This is a genomic window from Bacillus sp. 105MF, assembly GCF_000374885.1.
GTDB lineage: Bacteria > Bacillota > Bacilli > Bacillales > Bacillaceae_G > Bacillus_A > Bacillus_A pseudomycoides.
On sequence record NZ_KB895571.1, the window covers coordinates 156,992 to 172,913 of the forward strand.

Below are 15,922 nucleotides of genomic sequence, written 5' to 3' on the forward strand. Positions count from 1 at the left end.
ATGATATGAGATGTATGGAAGAGTTAATGAAGTGTAGTTATGAAATGATTCATATGATTGGTGAGTATATGAATAGGGTGGAAGGTGAAGAGTTAAAGGATATATTAAAACAACATTTGCCCTATATTTTGCAAGCTTACAATGAACAAGTGAACTTTCAAGAAGGTGAAAATATACAGCATATGATTTGTGAACAACTGAAGTCTCCCCTTATACAAAATGATATACCGATGAAGAATACAAGTCAGGGTGACATTGAACTTGCTATTTCCTATATTTCGAATTTAAAAAGATTAGCACTCAGATTCGCCCAAGTTGCTGTAGAAGTTGCAAATCCGGAATTTCGATCATTTTTGGAAAACTGCTTTGTTAAAATGAATCGTTATGCATATAGTGTATGGCAATATGTTGTGAAAAAAGAATATACAATAGAGAATATATATGAAGACGAAAGATTTGCATAGAATAAAAAAACAAGACGGCATATGAGCTGTCTTGTTTTTTTGAAAAGAATTATAAGCTTTTTACCATTCCACCATCAACAAGGAATGATTGCCCAGTCATATAAGTATTTGCATCGGATGCAAGGAATGTAGCAAATTTAGCGAATTCACTAGGACGACCATATCTTCCAAGTGGGATAATTGCTTTATATTGTTTTTGAACGTCTTCTACTGCAATTCCGCGCTTTTCGGAAGCTGTTTCATCGAGAGAAGCGATGCGGTCCGTAGCAATACGTCCAGGAGCAATCGTATTAATTAAAATGTTATATGGAGCAAGCTCAGATGCTAACGTTTTTGCTAAGCCTGTAATGCCGACACGGAATGTATTCGATAATAGTAATCCGGGAATTGGCTCTTTAATAGAAGACGAAGCAATGTTAATAATTTTGCCACCTTGCTCTTTCATATATGGAAGTACTTCACGAATCATACGAACGTAACTTAATAAATTGAGCTCAAATGAATTGTACCAATCTTCGTCTGTTAATTGTTCAAATGTACCAGGCTTAGGGCCACCGGCATTGTTTACTAAAATATCAATTGTGCCAAAGGTTTGTACAGTATATTCTACCGCTTGTTTCATGCTTTCTTTGTTTGTAACATCACAAACTGTATACATGGCAGTGCCTTTATTAAGAGCGATCAATTCTTTTTGTAAAGATGCTAGCTTTTCTTCATTACGACTAAGTAGCATAACATTTGTTCCTTCTTTTACAAGTTCCGTAGCAATCGCTTTTCCTAAACCTTGACTAGAAGCAACAACTAGAGCAGTTTTTCCAGCTAATCCAAGTTCCATATATATCAACCTTTCTTTGTTATATTATTTTTATTATAAGTGAAAAAGATCCAAAATAAAAAACAAACGCCTCTCTTATCAGAAAATTTACAGGAATTTACTGTATCTTTACTTTTTTCTCATATTATCTTCAAAAAAGAGAAGTAATATGAGATTGTACATATTCTATCAAAAGGGGGATAAGCAAATGAATAAATGGGTTAAATCTTTAACTGCTATGGCACTTGCGAGCTCTTTATTTATGGTAGGTTGTAGTAAAGGTGAGGACAAAAAGAAGGATGAGGACAAAACATCGCAGCAAGATGAAAAGAAAGATCAAGAAACGAGCAAGGATAGTAATTCTTCAGATTCAAAGGAAAAAAAATAATATTTTGAATGGTAGGGCTTTCTCACGTGTTGGGGAAGCTTTTTTAGTTGTATATTTATCGTTTTTGAGAAAGAATAGAGAGAAATAGTAAGTAAGGAGTACGAAGATGAAAATATGTATATTTGGTGCAACTGGAAGAGTTGGGTTACAGTTAATGAAACTAGCATTACAAGATTCACATGATATCACAGTATTAGTTCGTGATCAAAATAAGCTTATGATGAGACATAATAAGCTACATATCATAGAAGGGGATGTATTACAGGGAAATGATGTGAAGAAAGCTTTAAAGGGCGCTGAGCTCGTTTTAAGCGCTCTTGGAACAGATGGAAATGGAACATTATCGAATAGTATACCTAGCATTATAAAACATATGGGGAAAGAGGGAGTAAAAAGGATTATTACGATAGGAACAGCAGGCATTTTACAGGCGCGAACAAATCAGAAGATATATCGATTTCAATCGGAAGAATCAAAAAGAAAAACCACAACGGCTGCAGAAGATCATTTAGCTGCTTATGTAGCTTTAAAAAATAGTGGGCTATGCTGGACAATTGTTTGTCCTACACATTTAATTGATGGTGAAGAAACGGGTATATACCGGACGGAGAAGGATATGTTACCACTGGATGGATCAAAAATTACGGTAGGAGATACAGCTCGTTTTACGTGGTCTCTAATAAATGAAAAAGTATATGAAAATAGCCGTGTAGGCATTGCTTATTAAAAAAACCATCCCTGAAAAGGGATGGTTAAAAAAGAATGTAACATACAAAAATGATAATCATAATAATTTGTAAAATTGCTTTTGCTACTGTACTGCTTAAGAAGCCGACGACTGTAGCAATTCCGACCATAAACGCTTCTTGTGGTGTCTTTTTATGCATTATTTCTGTCACGAAAACAGACAGAAATGGAATGATAATGAGACCAAATGGTGGGAAGAAAAAGGAGCCGATAATAATAGAAACCATTCCCACACGTTCACCCCATTTGGTACTTCCATATTTCTTTAAGAAGTATCCATTTGCGATAAAATCAGCAACGAAAATAATGATGGTAAAAATGATTTGAAGGATCCAAAAACTTATTGTTAGCTCCCCACCATTTATGCCAAAATGATAAATGAGATATCCAGCCCACAGTGCAAGTATGCCAGGGATAATCGGATAGATAAACGCAATAAACGATACGATAAAACAAGCAATTATACAAAGTGTTAATAAAACGGTCACTTTATATCTCCTTTTTACTATCTAGTTTATGTACAGCAACTTTCTTAATTTGATGCCCATCAAGTTCTAATGCTTTGAATTGGAAACCAGCATATTCAATTGAATAGCCAACTTCAATATTTAAATCAATTGCCTGAGATAGAAGCCAGCCCCCAATTGTATCTAAATCACTATCATCGATATGTAGACCAAATATATCATTTACTTCTGAAATGAGTACTTTTCCATCCAGTACAGTGAGTTTTGGTGTGCGTTTTTCAATCATTGGCGATTCATCTGCATCAAATTCATCTTGAATTTCACCAATAATTTCTTCAATAATATCTTCCATTGTTAATAGGCCAGCTGTCCCGCCGTATTCATCCATTACAATTGCCATTTGCACACGATTCTTTTGAAGATGAATTAATGTTTTACGGATTGGTACTGTTTCAAATACAGTTAAGACCGGATGTATATACGCTTCTAAAGGTTTTTGAATCCCCTTCGTTTGGTCGTGAAAAATTTCTTTTGTATTTAGCATCCCGATAATATCATCTTTATCTTTTTCAATAATCGGATAACGTGTATATTTTTCAGATGCCACGATATCCATATTTTCTTCTAATGTATTTTCGGTAGATAAACAAACCATTTCTGTGCGAGGTACCATAATTTCTTTGGCAACACGATCATCAAATTCGAAAATATTGTTTACATATTTGTATTCAGTTTGATTAATTTCACCACTTTTAAAGCTTTCACCTAAAATAAGTCGTAATTCTTCTTCTGAGTGAGCAAGTTCATTTTCTTTTGCTGGTTCTAAGCCGAATAGTTTTGTAAAGAATACGGCTGTACTATTAAGTGACCAAATGAAAGGATACATGATTTTATCAAACCAAATGAGTGGTTTGGCAAATTTTAATGTAATAGCCTCCGCTTTTTGAATTGCAAAAGATTTTGGAACAAGTTCCCCCAATACAACATGGAAAAAAGTGATGACACTAAATGCAATGATAAACGATAGCGTATTAGCCATTGCTCCAGTAATATTTATTTTTTCAAATAGTGGTCGTAGTAAGTGTTCAACAGTTGGTTCACCAAGCCAACCAAGGCCTAAAGACGTGATAGTAATACCAAGCTGACAGGCTGATAAGTATACATCTAAGTTAGAAACAACGCTTCTGGCAGCTAATGCTTGCTTATTTCCTTCATTTGCAAGCTGATCAATTCGACTTTTTCGTACTTTTACAACCGCAAATTCAGATGCGACGAAAAAGCCAGAAATGAGAATAAGTACAAAAATGAGAAAAATATTTAATATGTCCAAGTGTGTTCTCTACTCCGAAGTTGGAATAAAGATGTCACCTCCTGCAAGTATGTTATACTTTTATAATAAATCGAAATGAAAATAATAGTCAAAGGAAATGAGTAAATATTGGAATGTTTTTCTAAACATACATGAATTTGTTGGTATTTTACCCTGAATGAAAGGGGAATAACCCTCCATTTTTAAAAGGAGGGAGATAGCATGAAGCTTAATTACTTTATCAGTGTTTTTGTGATAGTGTAAGTTTGATGTTTAGACTGGTTTGTTGTCCACAAGGATTGAAGAAAGGAAAGAATGATGTATGGAATATAAATGAGTAGCAGTCCAATTGTGACAACGGTCGGGGAACTTCCTCCAAATTGAATAATAAATTGTAGTAATCCTTTCGTATGAAAAATACATTCCATATAAAAAAATGACAGAATAATGGAGCTTAAAATAGATTTATGATTTGAAACAATTGCCATAAATAACGTATTAATGAGAAAAGTTGAATCACGTAAATCATGTTCTGCAGTTTTATTTAAAAACGGAATCCATTTTTTAATTGCCTGTATAATAATAATCATTGATGTACTACTTATGATGATGAGAGAGGAAAGGAATGGAATTGTTATGTACTTTGCGATGTATAAAGAAATTAAAACAATAGAACATTGTAATAAAGCAGTACTGAATGAGTATGGAATCCAGCGCAATATTGAAGTGTATTTTTTTAGTTGTTTTGGTGCCTTTAAGAATAAACGTCCCATTGTTAAGCTAATTGAAAAACCAATTGCGAGTGTGAATGTAAAACGCACGATTGATAAAAAGTATACTTCCCACATATAAGGGAATAGAAGTGTAGATTGTCCTGGAGCATGTAGAGTTGTGGTTGAATTTATAATAGGTTGTGATGAAAAAAGAATGGATTCATGCATCCAATCAATCATCGGGATGAAAATGGATGGAAAATGAGCGAGATTATGAAAAATCCCAAGTAAACCTTTCAAATAAGAAGACTCGTGAGTTAATAATAAGGCGGGAATGGGGCTTATGATAAGAATAATAAGGAATCCTACAAAAAAGCGATATGTGTAAGAACGAAATAATGAAGACATAAAGGTTCACCTACTCTTTGAAAATTCATAAAATTCTTATTATTATTTTAGCGCTTTTTTGCTAAAGTTACAATATCTTTTTCTTTACATATGGGTATAAGCTAGGATTATAAGTAATTCTCTTTATTTTCAGCTATAGTCAGTAACTAGCTTAAGTATGATAAGTTGCTTATATTATTTGTTGTACAGAATGATAATCTACTAAATTTCTCAAAAATGAATCATTCATGAACAAATAATGACAATAATATGAAAAGCTTTCAGAAAAATAAAATAAATTATTTATTTTTTTCTGAAAATATAATATAGTTATGGCACAGAAAGTATTTTAACATAAGGAGGCTTTTTATGAGGATTAAAGGAAATTATGTGCCAAAAAGAGAAGTTTTATATTGCTCCATTTCATTTACAATAGGTGAAGCATTGGATCATTTAAATAAAACAGGTTATCGTTGTGTGCCAGTTTTAGATGAAAAGAAAGAGAAATTTTTAGGGAATGTATATAAAGTAGATATTTTAGAATATAAAGGTTCATTAGAAGATGATTTATCAGAATTATTAAATGATAAAGAGGGCTATGTGAGAGAAGACTCTTCTTTCTTTAAAGTGTTCTTTACAATTAAGAAGCTACCATATTTGTCCGTTATCGATGAGAAAGGGACATTTCTTGGAATCTTAACTCATAAAAAGGTATTTGAGTTATTAGAGGATGCATGGGGTGTTCATTCTAGCAGGTATTCTGTTATGGTGGGAACCCAAGATTATAATGGAGCGATTCAAAAACTATCTACAGTTTTGAAAAAATATAGTGGCATTCAAAGTTTAATGACATTTGATAATGATGCGTTATTAGTACGCAGAATTATGTTTACACTAGGCGAAGAATTTAAACCAGAAGAATTAGATTCATTGCTTAAGGATTTAGAAGACCATGGATTTCGCGTTGTATATGTAGAAGAAATGAATAATCCACGTGAAGTGGAGACAATAGAATAGAAGATACAAAGCCATCTGTATAATTTAGATGGCTTTTCGTTATACATAAAAAAGGAAATAGTAATGTTATTTTGAGATAACAAAATGAATCGTTGCATATTTGTTTCTAAAATATTTTCCTAAAAGAATAATAGACGAGGAAGGAGAACTTATTATTTTGTTTTTCGAAAAATTCTATATAAAAAATATGTTTTTATTTTTCAACTAAATATGTTACTATATGTGTGACAAAAGCAAAGAAGTCTGACAAGTTTACTCCATGGTTTAACACTCTAATGATTTGAATATTCGAAAAAATCAAAATTTATAAATTAGAGTAATAAAAAGGGGAAGTGGAGAAATTATGGAGAAAGGCATTGCCTTTTAAGGGGCGATATATTAATCAACATGAGCAGAGAGGAGGATGCATAGCATATTGTGAAAAAAGATAAAAACAATAGAGAACATGCTATGCAAGAAAAAGATGAAGGGACGATTAAGGCCAGGAGATACGATAGCAATTGGTTTGATGTTGTTTGCATTATTTTTAGGAGCAGGAAATTTAATTTTCCCACCAGTATTAGGTCAACAAGCAGGAGAAAATGTTTGGATTGCCACAATTGGATTCCTTGTGACAGGAGTCGGACTTCCTCTATTAGCTGTAACCGCTGTAGCTTTTGTAGAGGGAGACTTGAAAGCGTTATCCTCTAGAGTACATCCTATATTTGCGTTTATTTTCCCACTGATTAGTTATTTAGCGATTGGACCATTCTTTGCAATCCCGCGTACAGGGGCAGTTTCATTTGAAATGGGAATGAAGCCGTTTCTATCAGAAGCGTTTGTGTCAGAGTGGTATATGCTGTTTCTATACACAGTAGTTTTCTTTGGGGTTACTTGGTATTTATCATTAAATCCATCAAAACTAATTGATTGGTTTGGAAAGTTCCTTACCCCATTATTAGTATTAATTGTTGCTGTAATTGTTGGAAAAGCGATTATTGATCCAATTGGGGCGCCTGCTGCATCATTAGATGCATACAAAGAAAATGCATTTTTTGGCGGATTTATTCAAGGATATTTAACGATGGATGCTATTAGTGCACTTGTATTTGGGATCGTTGTTGTACAAGTTATTCGTTCAAAAGGGATAAAAGAGAGTGGACAAATTGCAAAAATAACAATTATATCAGGAATTATTGCTGTGGTAGGCTTAACATTAATTTATTTATCACTTGCTTATCTTGGTTCGACAAGTACATCACTTGGCGTTTCTGATAATGGAGGTCTTATTTTAACGAAAGTTGTAAATGAGCTATATGGAACAAGTGGAAAAGTATTGTTAGGCCTTGTTATTACACTTGCATGTTTAACAACTTCAGTTGGACTTACATCGGCGTGTGCGGGATTCTTTACAAACTTATTCCCAAGATTATCACATAAAATGATTGTCACATTGGTATGTGCGTTTAGTTTATTTGTATCAAACTTAGGGTTAACACAGCTTATTGCTGTAACATTGCCTGTGTTACTGATTATTTATCCTGTTGCGATTGTACTAATTGTTCTGTCTTATTTCCATAAATGGATTGGGCAGCGAAATACAATATATATCGGTGCAATTTTAGGGGCACTAGTTATTAGTCTATTTAACGGTTTAGAAAGTGCAAATATTAAGTTTGATGCTATAACAAATGTGTTGCAAATGCTTCCTTTATATAAGGAAGGAATTGGATGGTTATTGCCATCATGTGTTGGTGGAGTTATCGGTTACTTCCTATATAGACCAAATGAATCAAGGGAGTTAAAAAAGAAAGGTGCTTAGGCATCTTTCTTTTTTTAGAGGGAATTTGCATGTTTTGTCTAAATGATAATTTGGGAGGGAGAATAAAATGGCTAATTTTGAAGACTTTTTACAGTTAGATTTACGTATTGGAACGATAAAAAAAGCAGAAGAGTTTAAAGAAGCGCGTGTACCTGCAATTAAGCTGGAAATTGACTTTGGTGAACTTGGTATGAAGCAATCCAGTGCTCAAATTACAAAGCGGTATACACCAGAAGCGTTAATTGGAAAACAAGTTGTTGCCGTAGTGAATTTTCCACCAAAACGTGTTGCAGGCTTTAAATCAGAGGTGCTTGTGTTAGGAGGAGTCCCAGAACATGGTGATGTAATCTTATTGCAACCTGATATAGAAATTCCAAATGGAACGCCAATTAGTTAATATGGGAGAGGATTGGAAATGGAAGTTAGAAAAGCTTATTTAGAATGTGTTTTTTCAAACTTTAAGGCGATTCAAAAGCAAGGAGAACAATCGCTTTCACAGTTATCATATGAACAACTATGCTGGACACCTCATGAAGAAGCAAACAGTGTTGCGATTATAGTTAAACATTTGCATGGGAATATGCGCTCAAGATGGACAGATTTCTTAACGACAGACGGTGAAAAGCTAGATCGGAATCGTGATGGTGAATTTGAAGGCGGTTATGCTTCAAAAGAAGAAGTGCTAGCAGCATGGGGGGAAGGATGGGGGTATGTTTTTCAAGCGCTGCAATCATTAACTCCGCAAGATCTTTTAAAGATAATTCATATTCGTGGTGAAGCGCATAGTGTTATGCAAGCAATTGAAAGGCAGATTGCTCATTATGCATCACATATTGGACAAATTATTTATGTTGGGAAATTGCTGAAAGAAAAAGATTGGGAGTGTTTAAGTATTCCTAAAGGACAGTCTAATCGCTATCTTCAAAAGTGACGTTCGATATAATAATAAGAAATGAAGCGATATAGAGCTGGTAGTAAAAAAAAGATCCAAATAATTGAGGGTTCAGTTATGGTTAAAACACTCCCTATAGCGAGAGTATACCAAATGAAATATGCTCCAAATAACGTGTTAATAGGAATGAAACTAGAAAAGAAAAATTGTTGGCTAAAACAAGTATTGTGAAATAAGTAGATACGTATGTAAAATATTGTGGTGATAAGATCTTGTTTTCTGATAATTTTCTTCTGGCATTTATGACATATAAAAGGTGGTTTCATCTTTACACTCCATTTAAAGGTAAGTATTAAGTTTTTCTTACATTTGTTACTAGTTTATAAATAAGGAGATATAAAGAATATACTCCTACATAAGCCCCGGTAAGGAGAAATAATGGATTCAATAAAATACTGTGAATGGTTGTCATAAATACTAAGCCGTGCAGTACAACATCATATATGTTAAAAGCAATTAGTATACCCAGTATATATAATGAAAGGTACGCGCAAATATCTAAGAAAGCACGGATTTTAGGATGTGCTGCAAATAATAAAAAAACACATGATAAAACAATAGGAATTATACCTATAATTAGCTTCAATTCACTTCACCTCTATGACAATATAGCCGAAATTTAGGCGGTCTATTCTCTATAGCTTGTACATAAGTTGGAACAGAGAGGGTGATGTTATGAATCGAGGCTTTTTTTATGTAAAATTAACGAGTGTACGAAAGCTCATTTTATTTGTTGTCATTATGATGTTAGCAACTTTTTTTCTTATTAGTATGATGGTGACTTCATTAAAAGAAACAAAGTCAGCATATTTATATAATTGGTTGAATGAGTTGTCAATAAATGGTTATATGTATGTGATTGGAAAGGAAAATCACTATTTTACACAAGAATATCGGAATTTAAATCAAGATTTTTCGATTTCATCTTTTCTTTTTTCAACTGTAACGAATATTCGATTTGATGATGTACGTAGCTTTGTTGGAAAGGAGCTTCCGGGTTTTGGGAAATACGATACGGAAATCGTCATTGCTGGTGAAGGAACAGATTATTCTAACTTACCAATAGAATCGAGTGTTCCACTTGAGGAAGTAGTGAAAGAGCGGACTGGAGAAGCAGGACAAGTTCCGAAAAGGGATACAAATAAAGACAAGAAACAACCATCTCAAACAACTGGGAAAAGACAAGTGGCCTTTATTTATCATACGCATAGCTGGGAGTCTTATTTACCGTTATTAAATTTGACAAATAATCCAAATCCAAATAAAGCGACAAGCTCTGTGACGAATATTTCTATTTTGGGAGACAGATTCCGTGAGCAATTAGAAAATGAAGGGATAGGGGCAGTTAATGATAAAACAGATGTTGGGGAGAGGTTGATTAGTAAGGGTTTAAATGATACAAGTTCTTATAAAATGTCTCGTGAAGTTGTACAGGAAGCAATGGCTAGTAACAGAGAATTGCAATACTTCTTTGATTTGCACCGAGATAGCGCTCGTAAAAATGTCACAACAAAAGCGATTGGAGATAAATCATATGCGAAGCTTGCTTTTGTCATTGGAAAAGGAAATAAAAATTATGCAAAAAACTTACAATTAGCAACTGCGCTACATGAAGCGATTAATAAAAAATATCCTGGAGTAAGCCGCGGTGTTATTCAAAAGGGATTTCAAACAGGGAACGGTGTTTATAATCAGGACTTATCAGGACAAGCGATTTTAATTGAAGTGGGAGGTGTAGATAATACATCTGAAGAATTAAATCGTTCCATTGATGTATTGGCGAAAGCATTTAGTGAACATTTTTGGCAAGCAGAAAAGGTAAATGGATGAACGTAAGTGAGATACTTACGTTTTTTTGTGTGTTCAAAAAATAAAAAGATGGAAGCTAAGCTTTTATCTCGCTATCCGCGGGTAGTAAGCCCCAACTTTAAAATGTAGCAAATGTAAAAAATTTAAGTGAGGTAAGAAGAAAACTCCCACTGATTAAAGTTTCACTTTATTGTCACAATTTTTTCTTCATTATATTGATATCGAAAATTGTCTATTTCTCCTGGGGAAAATAGAAAGGAATTTCATAAAAAAATAGCGAAAATCTCTTTATAAAGAAAATTTTTATATTATAAACTTGGTAGGGTGATAGAAATGATTCGAGAAATTCGAGTAGAGGACGTAGCAGCATTTTTGCAATTAGGAAAACAATTGGATGAAGAAACTACTTTTATGCTATTAGAACCAGGTGAACGGAATACAACAGTAGAGCAGCAAACACAAATGATTCAACGTTTTGTAGAAGATTATAATTCTACTATATTTGTAGCAGTAGAAGGGGAGCAATTAGTTGGATTTATTTTAGCTAATGGTGGTAATGTGCAAAGAAACAAGCATGCAGCAGCAATTGTAATTGGAATCTTACAAGAATATGGCGGAAAAGGAATTGGGACGACATTGTTTAAAGAAGTAGAAAAGTGGGCAAGATTACATGATATATGGCGTTTGGAATTAACAGTAATGGCCCACAATACAAGAGCGCAGGCACTATATAAAAAAGCAGGATTTGAACAGGAAGGTGTCAAAAAAGCTTCTCTTATTGTCGAGGGTGAGCGTGTCGATGAGTATTATATGGCCAAATTATTAAAATAAGAGGTCGTTGTATGAAAAAAAGATGGACACTACTGGGTGTCGTAGTAGTTGTAATTATTATTGGAGTGGCAAGCATTAATTATAAAATGTATAAAGATAAACAGGCACAAGAGGTGAATAGTAGCGTTGTATTTCCAAAGGCACAAGAAACTATTGCCAAAATGGAAGGAGATCTTGCGGTTGTCAATAATCCTGATTCCGTACTTGTACTTGTAAATAAAAGCAGACGGCTACCAGATCGTTATAAGCCACAAGATTTAGTTATTCCAAAAGTGCGTTATTCGAGTGAAGGTGATCAAGAGAAAAAGAAGATGAGGAAAGAAGCAGCGCAGGCACTTGAAAAAATGTTAGAGCAAGGAGATCAGGAGCGGATTTTTCTTTTTGCAGTTTCTGGATACCGGTCTTTTGATCGGCAAAAAGCATTAAATACAATGTATAAGATTCAAGATGGAGAAGCAAAAACAGCAATGTCTAGTGCTGTTCCAGGAACGAGTGAACATCAAACGGGACTCGCAATGGATATTACATCACAATCAGCTAAATTCCAATTAGAGTCTGTTTTTGGAGATACAAAAGAAGGGAAATGGCTATCTCAAAATGCGCATCAATTTGGTTTTGTCATTCGGTATACAAAAGAGAAGGAGTCCATTACGGGTTATCGGTATGAACCGTGGCACGTACGTTATGTAGGGAATCCACAAGCGACATATCTATATGAAAATCAACTCACCTTAGAGGAAGCGATGAAGTAATGAATTGAGGGGAGACGGATTAGATGACGATGTTATATAAGAAAAAAGTATATGCATACATTACAAGGGAGAAAGCAGGAGTTATGCAGTTGCTTGTTTTTACTCATCGTGATATACCAGAAGCAGGTATACAGGTCCCAGGTGGCACAGTTGACGAAGGAGAAAAATTAGAAGCAGCAGTACTGCGTGAAGTAATAGAAGAGTCTGGACTTCGTCATTTATGTATAGAACGTTTCATTGATGATTATATCATCTATATGAAAGAAAAACAGGAGTATCAAAAGCGTCACTTCTTTCACATTTCATTATTAACAGATGTAAAAGATATGTGGGAACATATAGTAAGTGCAGGAGAGGAAGATGAGGGCTTAACATTTTGTTATGAATGGGTTGATATAGCAAAGTGTCCTGTATTAGCAGGGAATCAAGGTGAATTTGTACATTTATTAGAGGACGTGTATGTGAAATAAAAGAGAGTTTGGAAATAGAAAGAGAATATATGTGATTGTTAACAACGTTTTAGATAGTTTTATTCGTCTAAGGCGTTTTTTATTTTGTTTGAAGGTTTTTATGTATGGTAGACGAAATGTTTAAACAGATGTGAATTTGTCGAAATGAGGAGACAAGGCAATGATTAAAGTTAATAAGTAATAAGATAAGATCTGAAACTAGGAAACAACTTGTAAGGGGAGAAATCAGATGGAGATTCAATTCAATAAACTACTAAGAAAAGAATTAACAATTCATGGTATACAAACAGTGATGGAAAATGGGGAACTTACTTCGAAAGAGTTAGTTATGTATTACCTTCATAGAATAGCGAAGTATGACCAAGACGGTCCGAAAATAAATTCTATTTTAGAAATAAATCCAGATGCAATTTTTATCGCAGAAGGATTAGATCATGAAAGAAAAATAAAGGGTGTCAGAGGTCCTTTGCACGGTATTCCTATTCTCTTAAAAGATAATATTGAAACAAATGATTCAATGCATACAAGTGCAGGAACAATTGCGCTTGAAAACTATAGGAGTAATCATGATGCATTTCTTGTTGAAAAGCTTCGTGAAGCAGGTGCAGTCATATTAGGTAAGGCGAATATGACAGAATTAGCGAATGGAATGTCTTTTGAAATGTGGGCTGGATATAGTTCAAGAGGTGGACAAGTCATTAATCCATATGGATCAGGTGATGATGACCTTTTTGTTGGTGGTTCAAGTACAGGGTCGGCCGTAGCGGTTGCTGCCAACTTAACCGTTTTATCTATTGGAACAGAAACAGATGCCTCTATTTTAAGTCCAGCAGTTCAGAACTCTGTAGTTGGTATTAAGCCTACTGTTGGCTTAGTAAGTCGCAAGGGGATTATACCTTTTACATATTCGCAAGATACAGCGGGATCTTTTGCTAGAACAGTAACTGACGCGGCAATTTTATTGGGGAGTCTAACAGGAATAGACCAGCTTGATCCTGCAACTTATAAAAGTGAAGGAAGAGCTCAACAAGATTATATGGTTTATTTAGATTCTAATGGTTTAAGGAGTGCTAAAATTGGAGTATTTAACAAAGCCTCTGAAAGCTATTACGAATCTGGAGGGTATGATGAGGAACTATTTCAGAATGCTATACAAGTACTGCGTAATGAAGGAGCAACAGTATTAGAAGATATTGAAATTCCATCTTTTCATAGGGAGTGGAGTTGGAGAGTCTCGTCGTATGAATTAAAACATAGTCTAGATAATTATCTTTCCAAGTTACCTTCCAATATTCCAGTCCATTCTATCTCTGAATTAATTGCATTTAATAAAAATATAGAAGAGAAAGCATTAAAATATGGACAAAGTAGGTTGGAGTTTGGAAAGGATTTTTCTAATACGTTAAGAAACCCTGAATACTTAAATGCAAAATTAGAAGATTTATATTTTTCCCAGGAACAAGGAATTGATTTTGCGTTAAAGAAATATGATCTTGATGCAATTCTCTTCCCTTCATATATAGGATCAACAATATGTGCCAAAGCTGGTTATCCTTCCATAGCAGTACCGGCTGGATATATGAAAAGCGGAAGACCGTTTGGAATCACTTTTGCAAGTACTGCTTTTAGCGAAGGGACTTTAATTAAGCTTGCATATGCATTTGAACAAGCTACAAAACATAGACGAATTCCAAATTTATCGTAAATATGTGTGAAAAGGATAGGGCACCCTATCCTTTTTTATTCTGTAAAGTTTCCTATGTCAAAAACCTGTGCAATCAAAGAGAAATGTCCTTTTCTTGCTGTTTTGTATGTTTTAACAAAATAAAAGATAAATAAGCAGAACATAAAATTAGAAAAGCAGCAATGATATATATAGTACGGACACCGAACATATCGGTAATAATACCAACGCATAGCATAGAAAGTCCTGAAACAGCCGAAGTAAGTGTACCGTGAGCTGTATACATTCTTGATAATAGAGATGGTGGTACGCTTGATTGTAAAACGGTTGTTTGGGAAATATCTCGAATTTGATAGGAAGGTCCCATTAGAACACAAAGAAACAGTGCAATAAATCCGTTACTTGTTATGCCATATAAGAAAGTAAGCACGCTAAATAGAAGTGATCCTAAGGCCATTGAGCGTATTAAGTTATTTTGAATATATGTACTCATTCGCCATGCTAATAGCCCACCAATTAATGTTCCGAAATAATAGCTTGTGTTGATATAACCCCACCATTCTGCTCCTCTATGAAGAACAGTCGTTACGTAAGCCATAGTAATACCACCAATCCATATCGTTCCAGCAAAAGCTTCAATTAAGTCCATATATGTAACTATACGGAGGGAGGGATGCTGAAATAAAAGTTTCCATCCTTCTATTAATACAGCTGATTTGGAAGAGGATTTCTCTATTGTTTGTTCAGTTTGTATAGCGCGCAATGAAACATATAATGCAATACACCCCAAAATCATTAATACGTTGTTTATCATAAGTGTAGAAGTGGCACCAATCAATAAGACCACTACACTTGTGAATGAATAAGCAGCTGCTTGAACAATTTGTGTTGAAAAGGAAAAGACACTATTTACTTTTACTAACTTTTCTTGTGATGTTAGACGTGGAATAACAGCGTATAATAAAGGAGAACTCCAACCTTCGCATAATGAAATGAGAATAATAAAAGCAAGAAGGGCAATGATGTTAGATGATAGTAAGGGAAATAATGCAGTTAAAAGAATAAAAAAGAAAGTCTTAACGCCTTGCAATGTAAAGAGCAATGAATAAGATGGAAAACGGTTCATTAAAAGTGGTGCGGATGTACTTGCAATAAAACTTGTAATAACTCGTAATAATGGAAAAAGAGCTGTGATAGTAGCTGATTTGGTTGTTATATAAATATGAGTAGTAAGAATCATTATGTAAACAACTTCAGCAAGAGTGATGCACATTTTAGAAAACCAATAAAAGGATAGCGATTGTTGATGCAATATTG

At 34.1% G+C, this 15,922-nt stretch carries 19 protein-coding genes; 12 read left to right on the plus strand and 7 right to left on the minus strand.

Going from position 1 to position 15,922, the window contains the following annotated elements; all coding sequences use genetic code 11:
• The first annotated feature begins 5 nt into the window (after positions 1-5).
• Entirely contained in the window at positions 6-464 is a 459-nt protein-coding gene (locus tag C564_RS0111880) for a spore coat protein (protein ID WP_018765476.1), read from the plus strand.
• Positions 465-513: 49 nt separating this feature from the next.
• Here the strand turns inward: C564_RS0111880 and C564_RS0111885 are convergent, their stop codons facing one another.
• Positions 514-1,299: an SDR family oxidoreductase gene (locus C564_RS0111885; protein WP_018765477.1), complete on the minus strand. Its 786-nt coding sequence runs from the start codon at positions 1,297-1,299 to the stop codon at positions 514-516.
• Positions 1,300-1,486: 187 nt separating this feature from the next.
• On the opposite strand from C564_RS0111885, the gene C564_RS0111890 reads away from it, so the two are divergent.
• Both C564_RS0111890 and C564_RS0111895 read left to right on the plus strand, forming a co-directional pair.
• Positions 1,487-1,666 (plus strand): hypothetical protein, encoded by a 180-nt coding sequence (locus C564_RS0111890; RefSeq protein ID WP_016114600.1) that lies wholly within the window; start codon positions 1,487-1,489, stop codon positions 1,664-1,666.
• 106 nt (positions 1,667-1,772) lie between these two features.
• On the plus strand, positions 1,773-2,393 hold the full coding sequence (locus C564_RS0111895) for an NAD(P)-dependent oxidoreductase (protein WP_018765478.1): 621 nt from the start codon (positions 1,773-1,775) through the stop codon (positions 2,391-2,393).
• A gap of 25 nt (positions 2,394-2,418) precedes the next feature.
• On the opposite strand, the gene C564_RS0111900 is transcribed toward C564_RS0111895, so the two are convergent.
• The 3 genes from C564_RS0111900 to C564_RS0111910 all read right to left on the minus strand — a co-directional run bounded on the left by C564_RS0111900 (position 2,419) and on the right by C564_RS0111910 (position 5,310).
• Positions 2,419-2,901, minus strand: coding sequence for a DUF456 domain-containing protein (locus tag C564_RS0111900; RefSeq protein WP_003197140.1), 483 nt, complete (start codon positions 2,899-2,901; stop codon positions 2,419-2,421).
• A gap of 1 nt (position 2,902) precedes the next feature.
• Positions 2,903-4,210, minus strand: coding sequence for a hemolysin family protein (locus C564_RS0111905; RefSeq protein ID WP_003197142.1), 1,308 nt, complete (start codon positions 4,208-4,210; stop codon positions 2,903-2,905).
• 212 nt (positions 4,211-4,422) lie between these two features.
• Positions 4,423-5,310, minus strand: coding sequence for a hypothetical protein (locus tag C564_RS0111910; protein ID WP_018765479.1), 888 nt, complete (start codon positions 5,308-5,310; stop codon positions 4,423-4,425).
• Between the two features lie 348 nt (positions 5,311-5,658).
• Here C564_RS0111910 and cbpA point away from each other — a divergent pair, with 348 nt between their 5' ends.
• The 4 genes from cbpA (at position 5,659) to C564_RS0111930 (ending at position 9,038) form a co-directional block, all read left to right on the plus strand.
• Entirely contained in the window at positions 5,659-6,306 is a 648-nt protein-coding gene (cbpA, locus tag C564_RS0111915; RefSeq protein WP_003197146.1) for a cyclic di-AMP binding protein CbpA, read from the plus strand.
• Between the two features lie 463 nt (positions 6,307-6,769).
• Positions 6,770-8,107: a branched-chain amino acid transport system II carrier protein BrnQ4 gene (brnQ4, locus tag C564_RS0111920; RefSeq protein WP_026008543.1), complete on the plus strand. Its 1,338-nt coding sequence runs from the start codon at positions 6,770-6,772 to the stop codon at positions 8,105-8,107.
• Between the two features lie 67 nt (positions 8,108-8,174).
• Complete coding sequence (gene csaA / locus C564_RS0111925) at positions 8,175-8,504, plus strand: chaperone CsaA (RefSeq protein ID WP_003197150.1); 330 nt, start codon at positions 8,175-8,177, stop codon at positions 8,502-8,504.
• Positions 8,505-8,522: 18 nt separating this feature from the next.
• Positions 8,523-9,038, plus strand: a complete 516-nt coding sequence (locus tag C564_RS0111930) for a DUF1572 domain-containing protein (protein ID WP_003197152.1) — start codon at positions 8,523-8,525, stop codon at positions 9,036-9,038.
• Here C564_RS0111930 and C564_RS37405 read toward each other — a convergent pair.
• Positions 9,029-9,325 carry a permease gene (locus C564_RS37405; protein ID WP_224796182.1) on the minus strand — a complete coding sequence of 99 codons (297 nt, stop codon included), beginning with the start codon at positions 9,323-9,325 and terminating at the stop codon, positions 9,029-9,031. The genes C564_RS0111930 and C564_RS37405 overlap by 10 nt on opposite strands.
• 26 nt (positions 9,326-9,351) lie before the next feature.
• Entirely contained in the window at positions 9,352-9,645 is a 294-nt protein-coding gene (locus C564_RS37410; RefSeq protein ID WP_016114606.1) for a hypothetical protein, read from the minus strand.
• An 89-nt stretch (positions 9,646-9,734) separates the two neighbouring features.
• On the opposite strand from C564_RS37410, the gene spoIIP reads away from it, so the two are divergent.
• The 5 genes from spoIIP (at position 9,735) to C564_RS0111965 (ending at position 14,626) form a co-directional block, all read left to right on the plus strand.
• Positions 9,735-10,889, plus strand: coding sequence for a stage II sporulation protein P (gene spoIIP, locus C564_RS0111945; protein ID WP_018765483.1), 1,155 nt, complete (start codon positions 9,735-9,737; stop codon positions 10,887-10,889).
• 312 nt (positions 10,890-11,201) lie between these two features.
• Positions 11,202-11,699, plus strand: coding sequence for a GNAT family N-acetyltransferase (locus C564_RS0111950; protein ID WP_018765484.1), 498 nt, complete (start codon positions 11,202-11,204; stop codon positions 11,697-11,699).
• A gap of 11 nt (positions 11,700-11,710) precedes the next feature.
• Positions 11,711-12,451: a M15 family metallopeptidase gene (locus C564_RS0111955; RefSeq protein ID WP_018765485.1), complete on the plus strand. Its 741-nt coding sequence runs from the start codon at positions 11,711-11,713 to the stop codon at positions 12,449-12,451.
• Positions 12,452-12,474: 23 nt separating this feature from the next.
• Entirely contained in the window at positions 12,475-12,921 is a 447-nt protein-coding gene (locus C564_RS0111960; RefSeq protein WP_003197163.1) for an NUDIX hydrolase, read from the plus strand.
• A gap of 229 nt (positions 12,922-13,150) precedes the next feature.
• Positions 13,151-14,626, plus strand: a complete 1,476-nt coding sequence (locus C564_RS0111965; RefSeq protein ID WP_018765486.1) for an amidase family protein — start codon at positions 13,151-13,153, stop codon at positions 14,624-14,626.
• Positions 14,627-14,699: 73 nt separating this feature from the next.
• Here the strand turns inward: C564_RS0111965 and C564_RS0111970 are convergent, their stop codons facing one another.
• On the minus strand, positions 14,700-15,878 hold the full coding sequence (locus tag C564_RS0111970) for an MFS transporter (RefSeq protein WP_442852603.1): 1,179 nt from the start codon (positions 15,876-15,878) through the stop codon (positions 14,700-14,702).
• Positions 15,879-15,922: the final 44 nt, after the last annotated feature.

Coding starts and splice junctions, on each gene's coding strand:
- C564_RS0111960 (WP_003197163.1), top strand. CDS start 12,475: ATGACGATGTTATATAAGAAAAAAGTATATGCATACATTACAAGGGAG.
- C564_RS0111955 (WP_018765485.1), top strand. CDS start 11,711: ATGAAAAAAAGATGGACACTACTGGGTGTCGTAGTAGTTGTAATTATT.
- C564_RS0111950 (WP_018765484.1), top strand. CDS start 11,202: ATGATTCGAGAAATTCGAGTAGAGGACGTAGCAGCATTTTTGCAATTA.
- C564_RS0111895 (WP_018765478.1), top strand. CDS start 1,773: ATGAAAATATGTATATTTGGTGCAACTGGAAGAGTTGGGTTACAGTTA.
- C564_RS0111970 (WP_442852603.1), bottom strand. CDS start 15,878: ATGTGCATCACTCTTGCTGAAGTTGTTTACATAATGATTCTTACTACT.
- C564_RS0111910 (WP_018765479.1), bottom strand. CDS start 5,310: ATGTCTTCATTATTTCGTTCTTACACATATCGCTTTTTTGTAGGATTC.
- C564_RS0111890 (WP_016114600.1), top strand. CDS start 1,487: ATGAATAAATGGGTTAAATCTTTAACTGCTATGGCACTTGCGAGCTCT.
- C564_RS0111885 (WP_018765477.1), bottom strand. CDS start 1,299: ATGGAACTTGGATTAGCTGGAAAAACTGCTCTAGTTGTTGCTTCTAGT.
- C564_RS0111965 (WP_018765486.1), top strand. CDS start 13,151: ATGGAGATTCAATTCAATAAACTACTAAGAAAAGAATTAACAATTCAT.
- brnQ4 (WP_026008543.1), top strand. CDS start 6,770: ATGAAGGGACGATTAAGGCCAGGAGATACGATAGCAATTGGTTTGATG.
- spoIIP (WP_018765483.1), top strand. CDS start 9,735: ATGAATCGAGGCTTTTTTTATGTAAAATTAACGAGTGTACGAAAGCTC.
- C564_RS37405 (WP_224796182.1), bottom strand. CDS start 9,325: ATGAAACCACCTTTTATATGTCATAAATGCCAGAAGAAAATTATCAGA.
- C564_RS0111930 (WP_003197152.1), top strand. CDS start 8,523: ATGGAAGTTAGAAAAGCTTATTTAGAATGTGTTTTTTCAAACTTTAAG.
- C564_RS0111880 (WP_018765476.1), top strand. CDS start 6: ATGAGATGTATGGAAGAGTTAATGAAGTGTAGTTATGAAATGATTCAT.
- csaA (WP_003197150.1), top strand. CDS start 8,175: ATGGCTAATTTTGAAGACTTTTTACAGTTAGATTTACGTATTGGAACG.
- cbpA (WP_003197146.1), top strand. CDS start 5,659: ATGAGGATTAAAGGAAATTATGTGCCAAAAAGAGAAGTTTTATATTGC.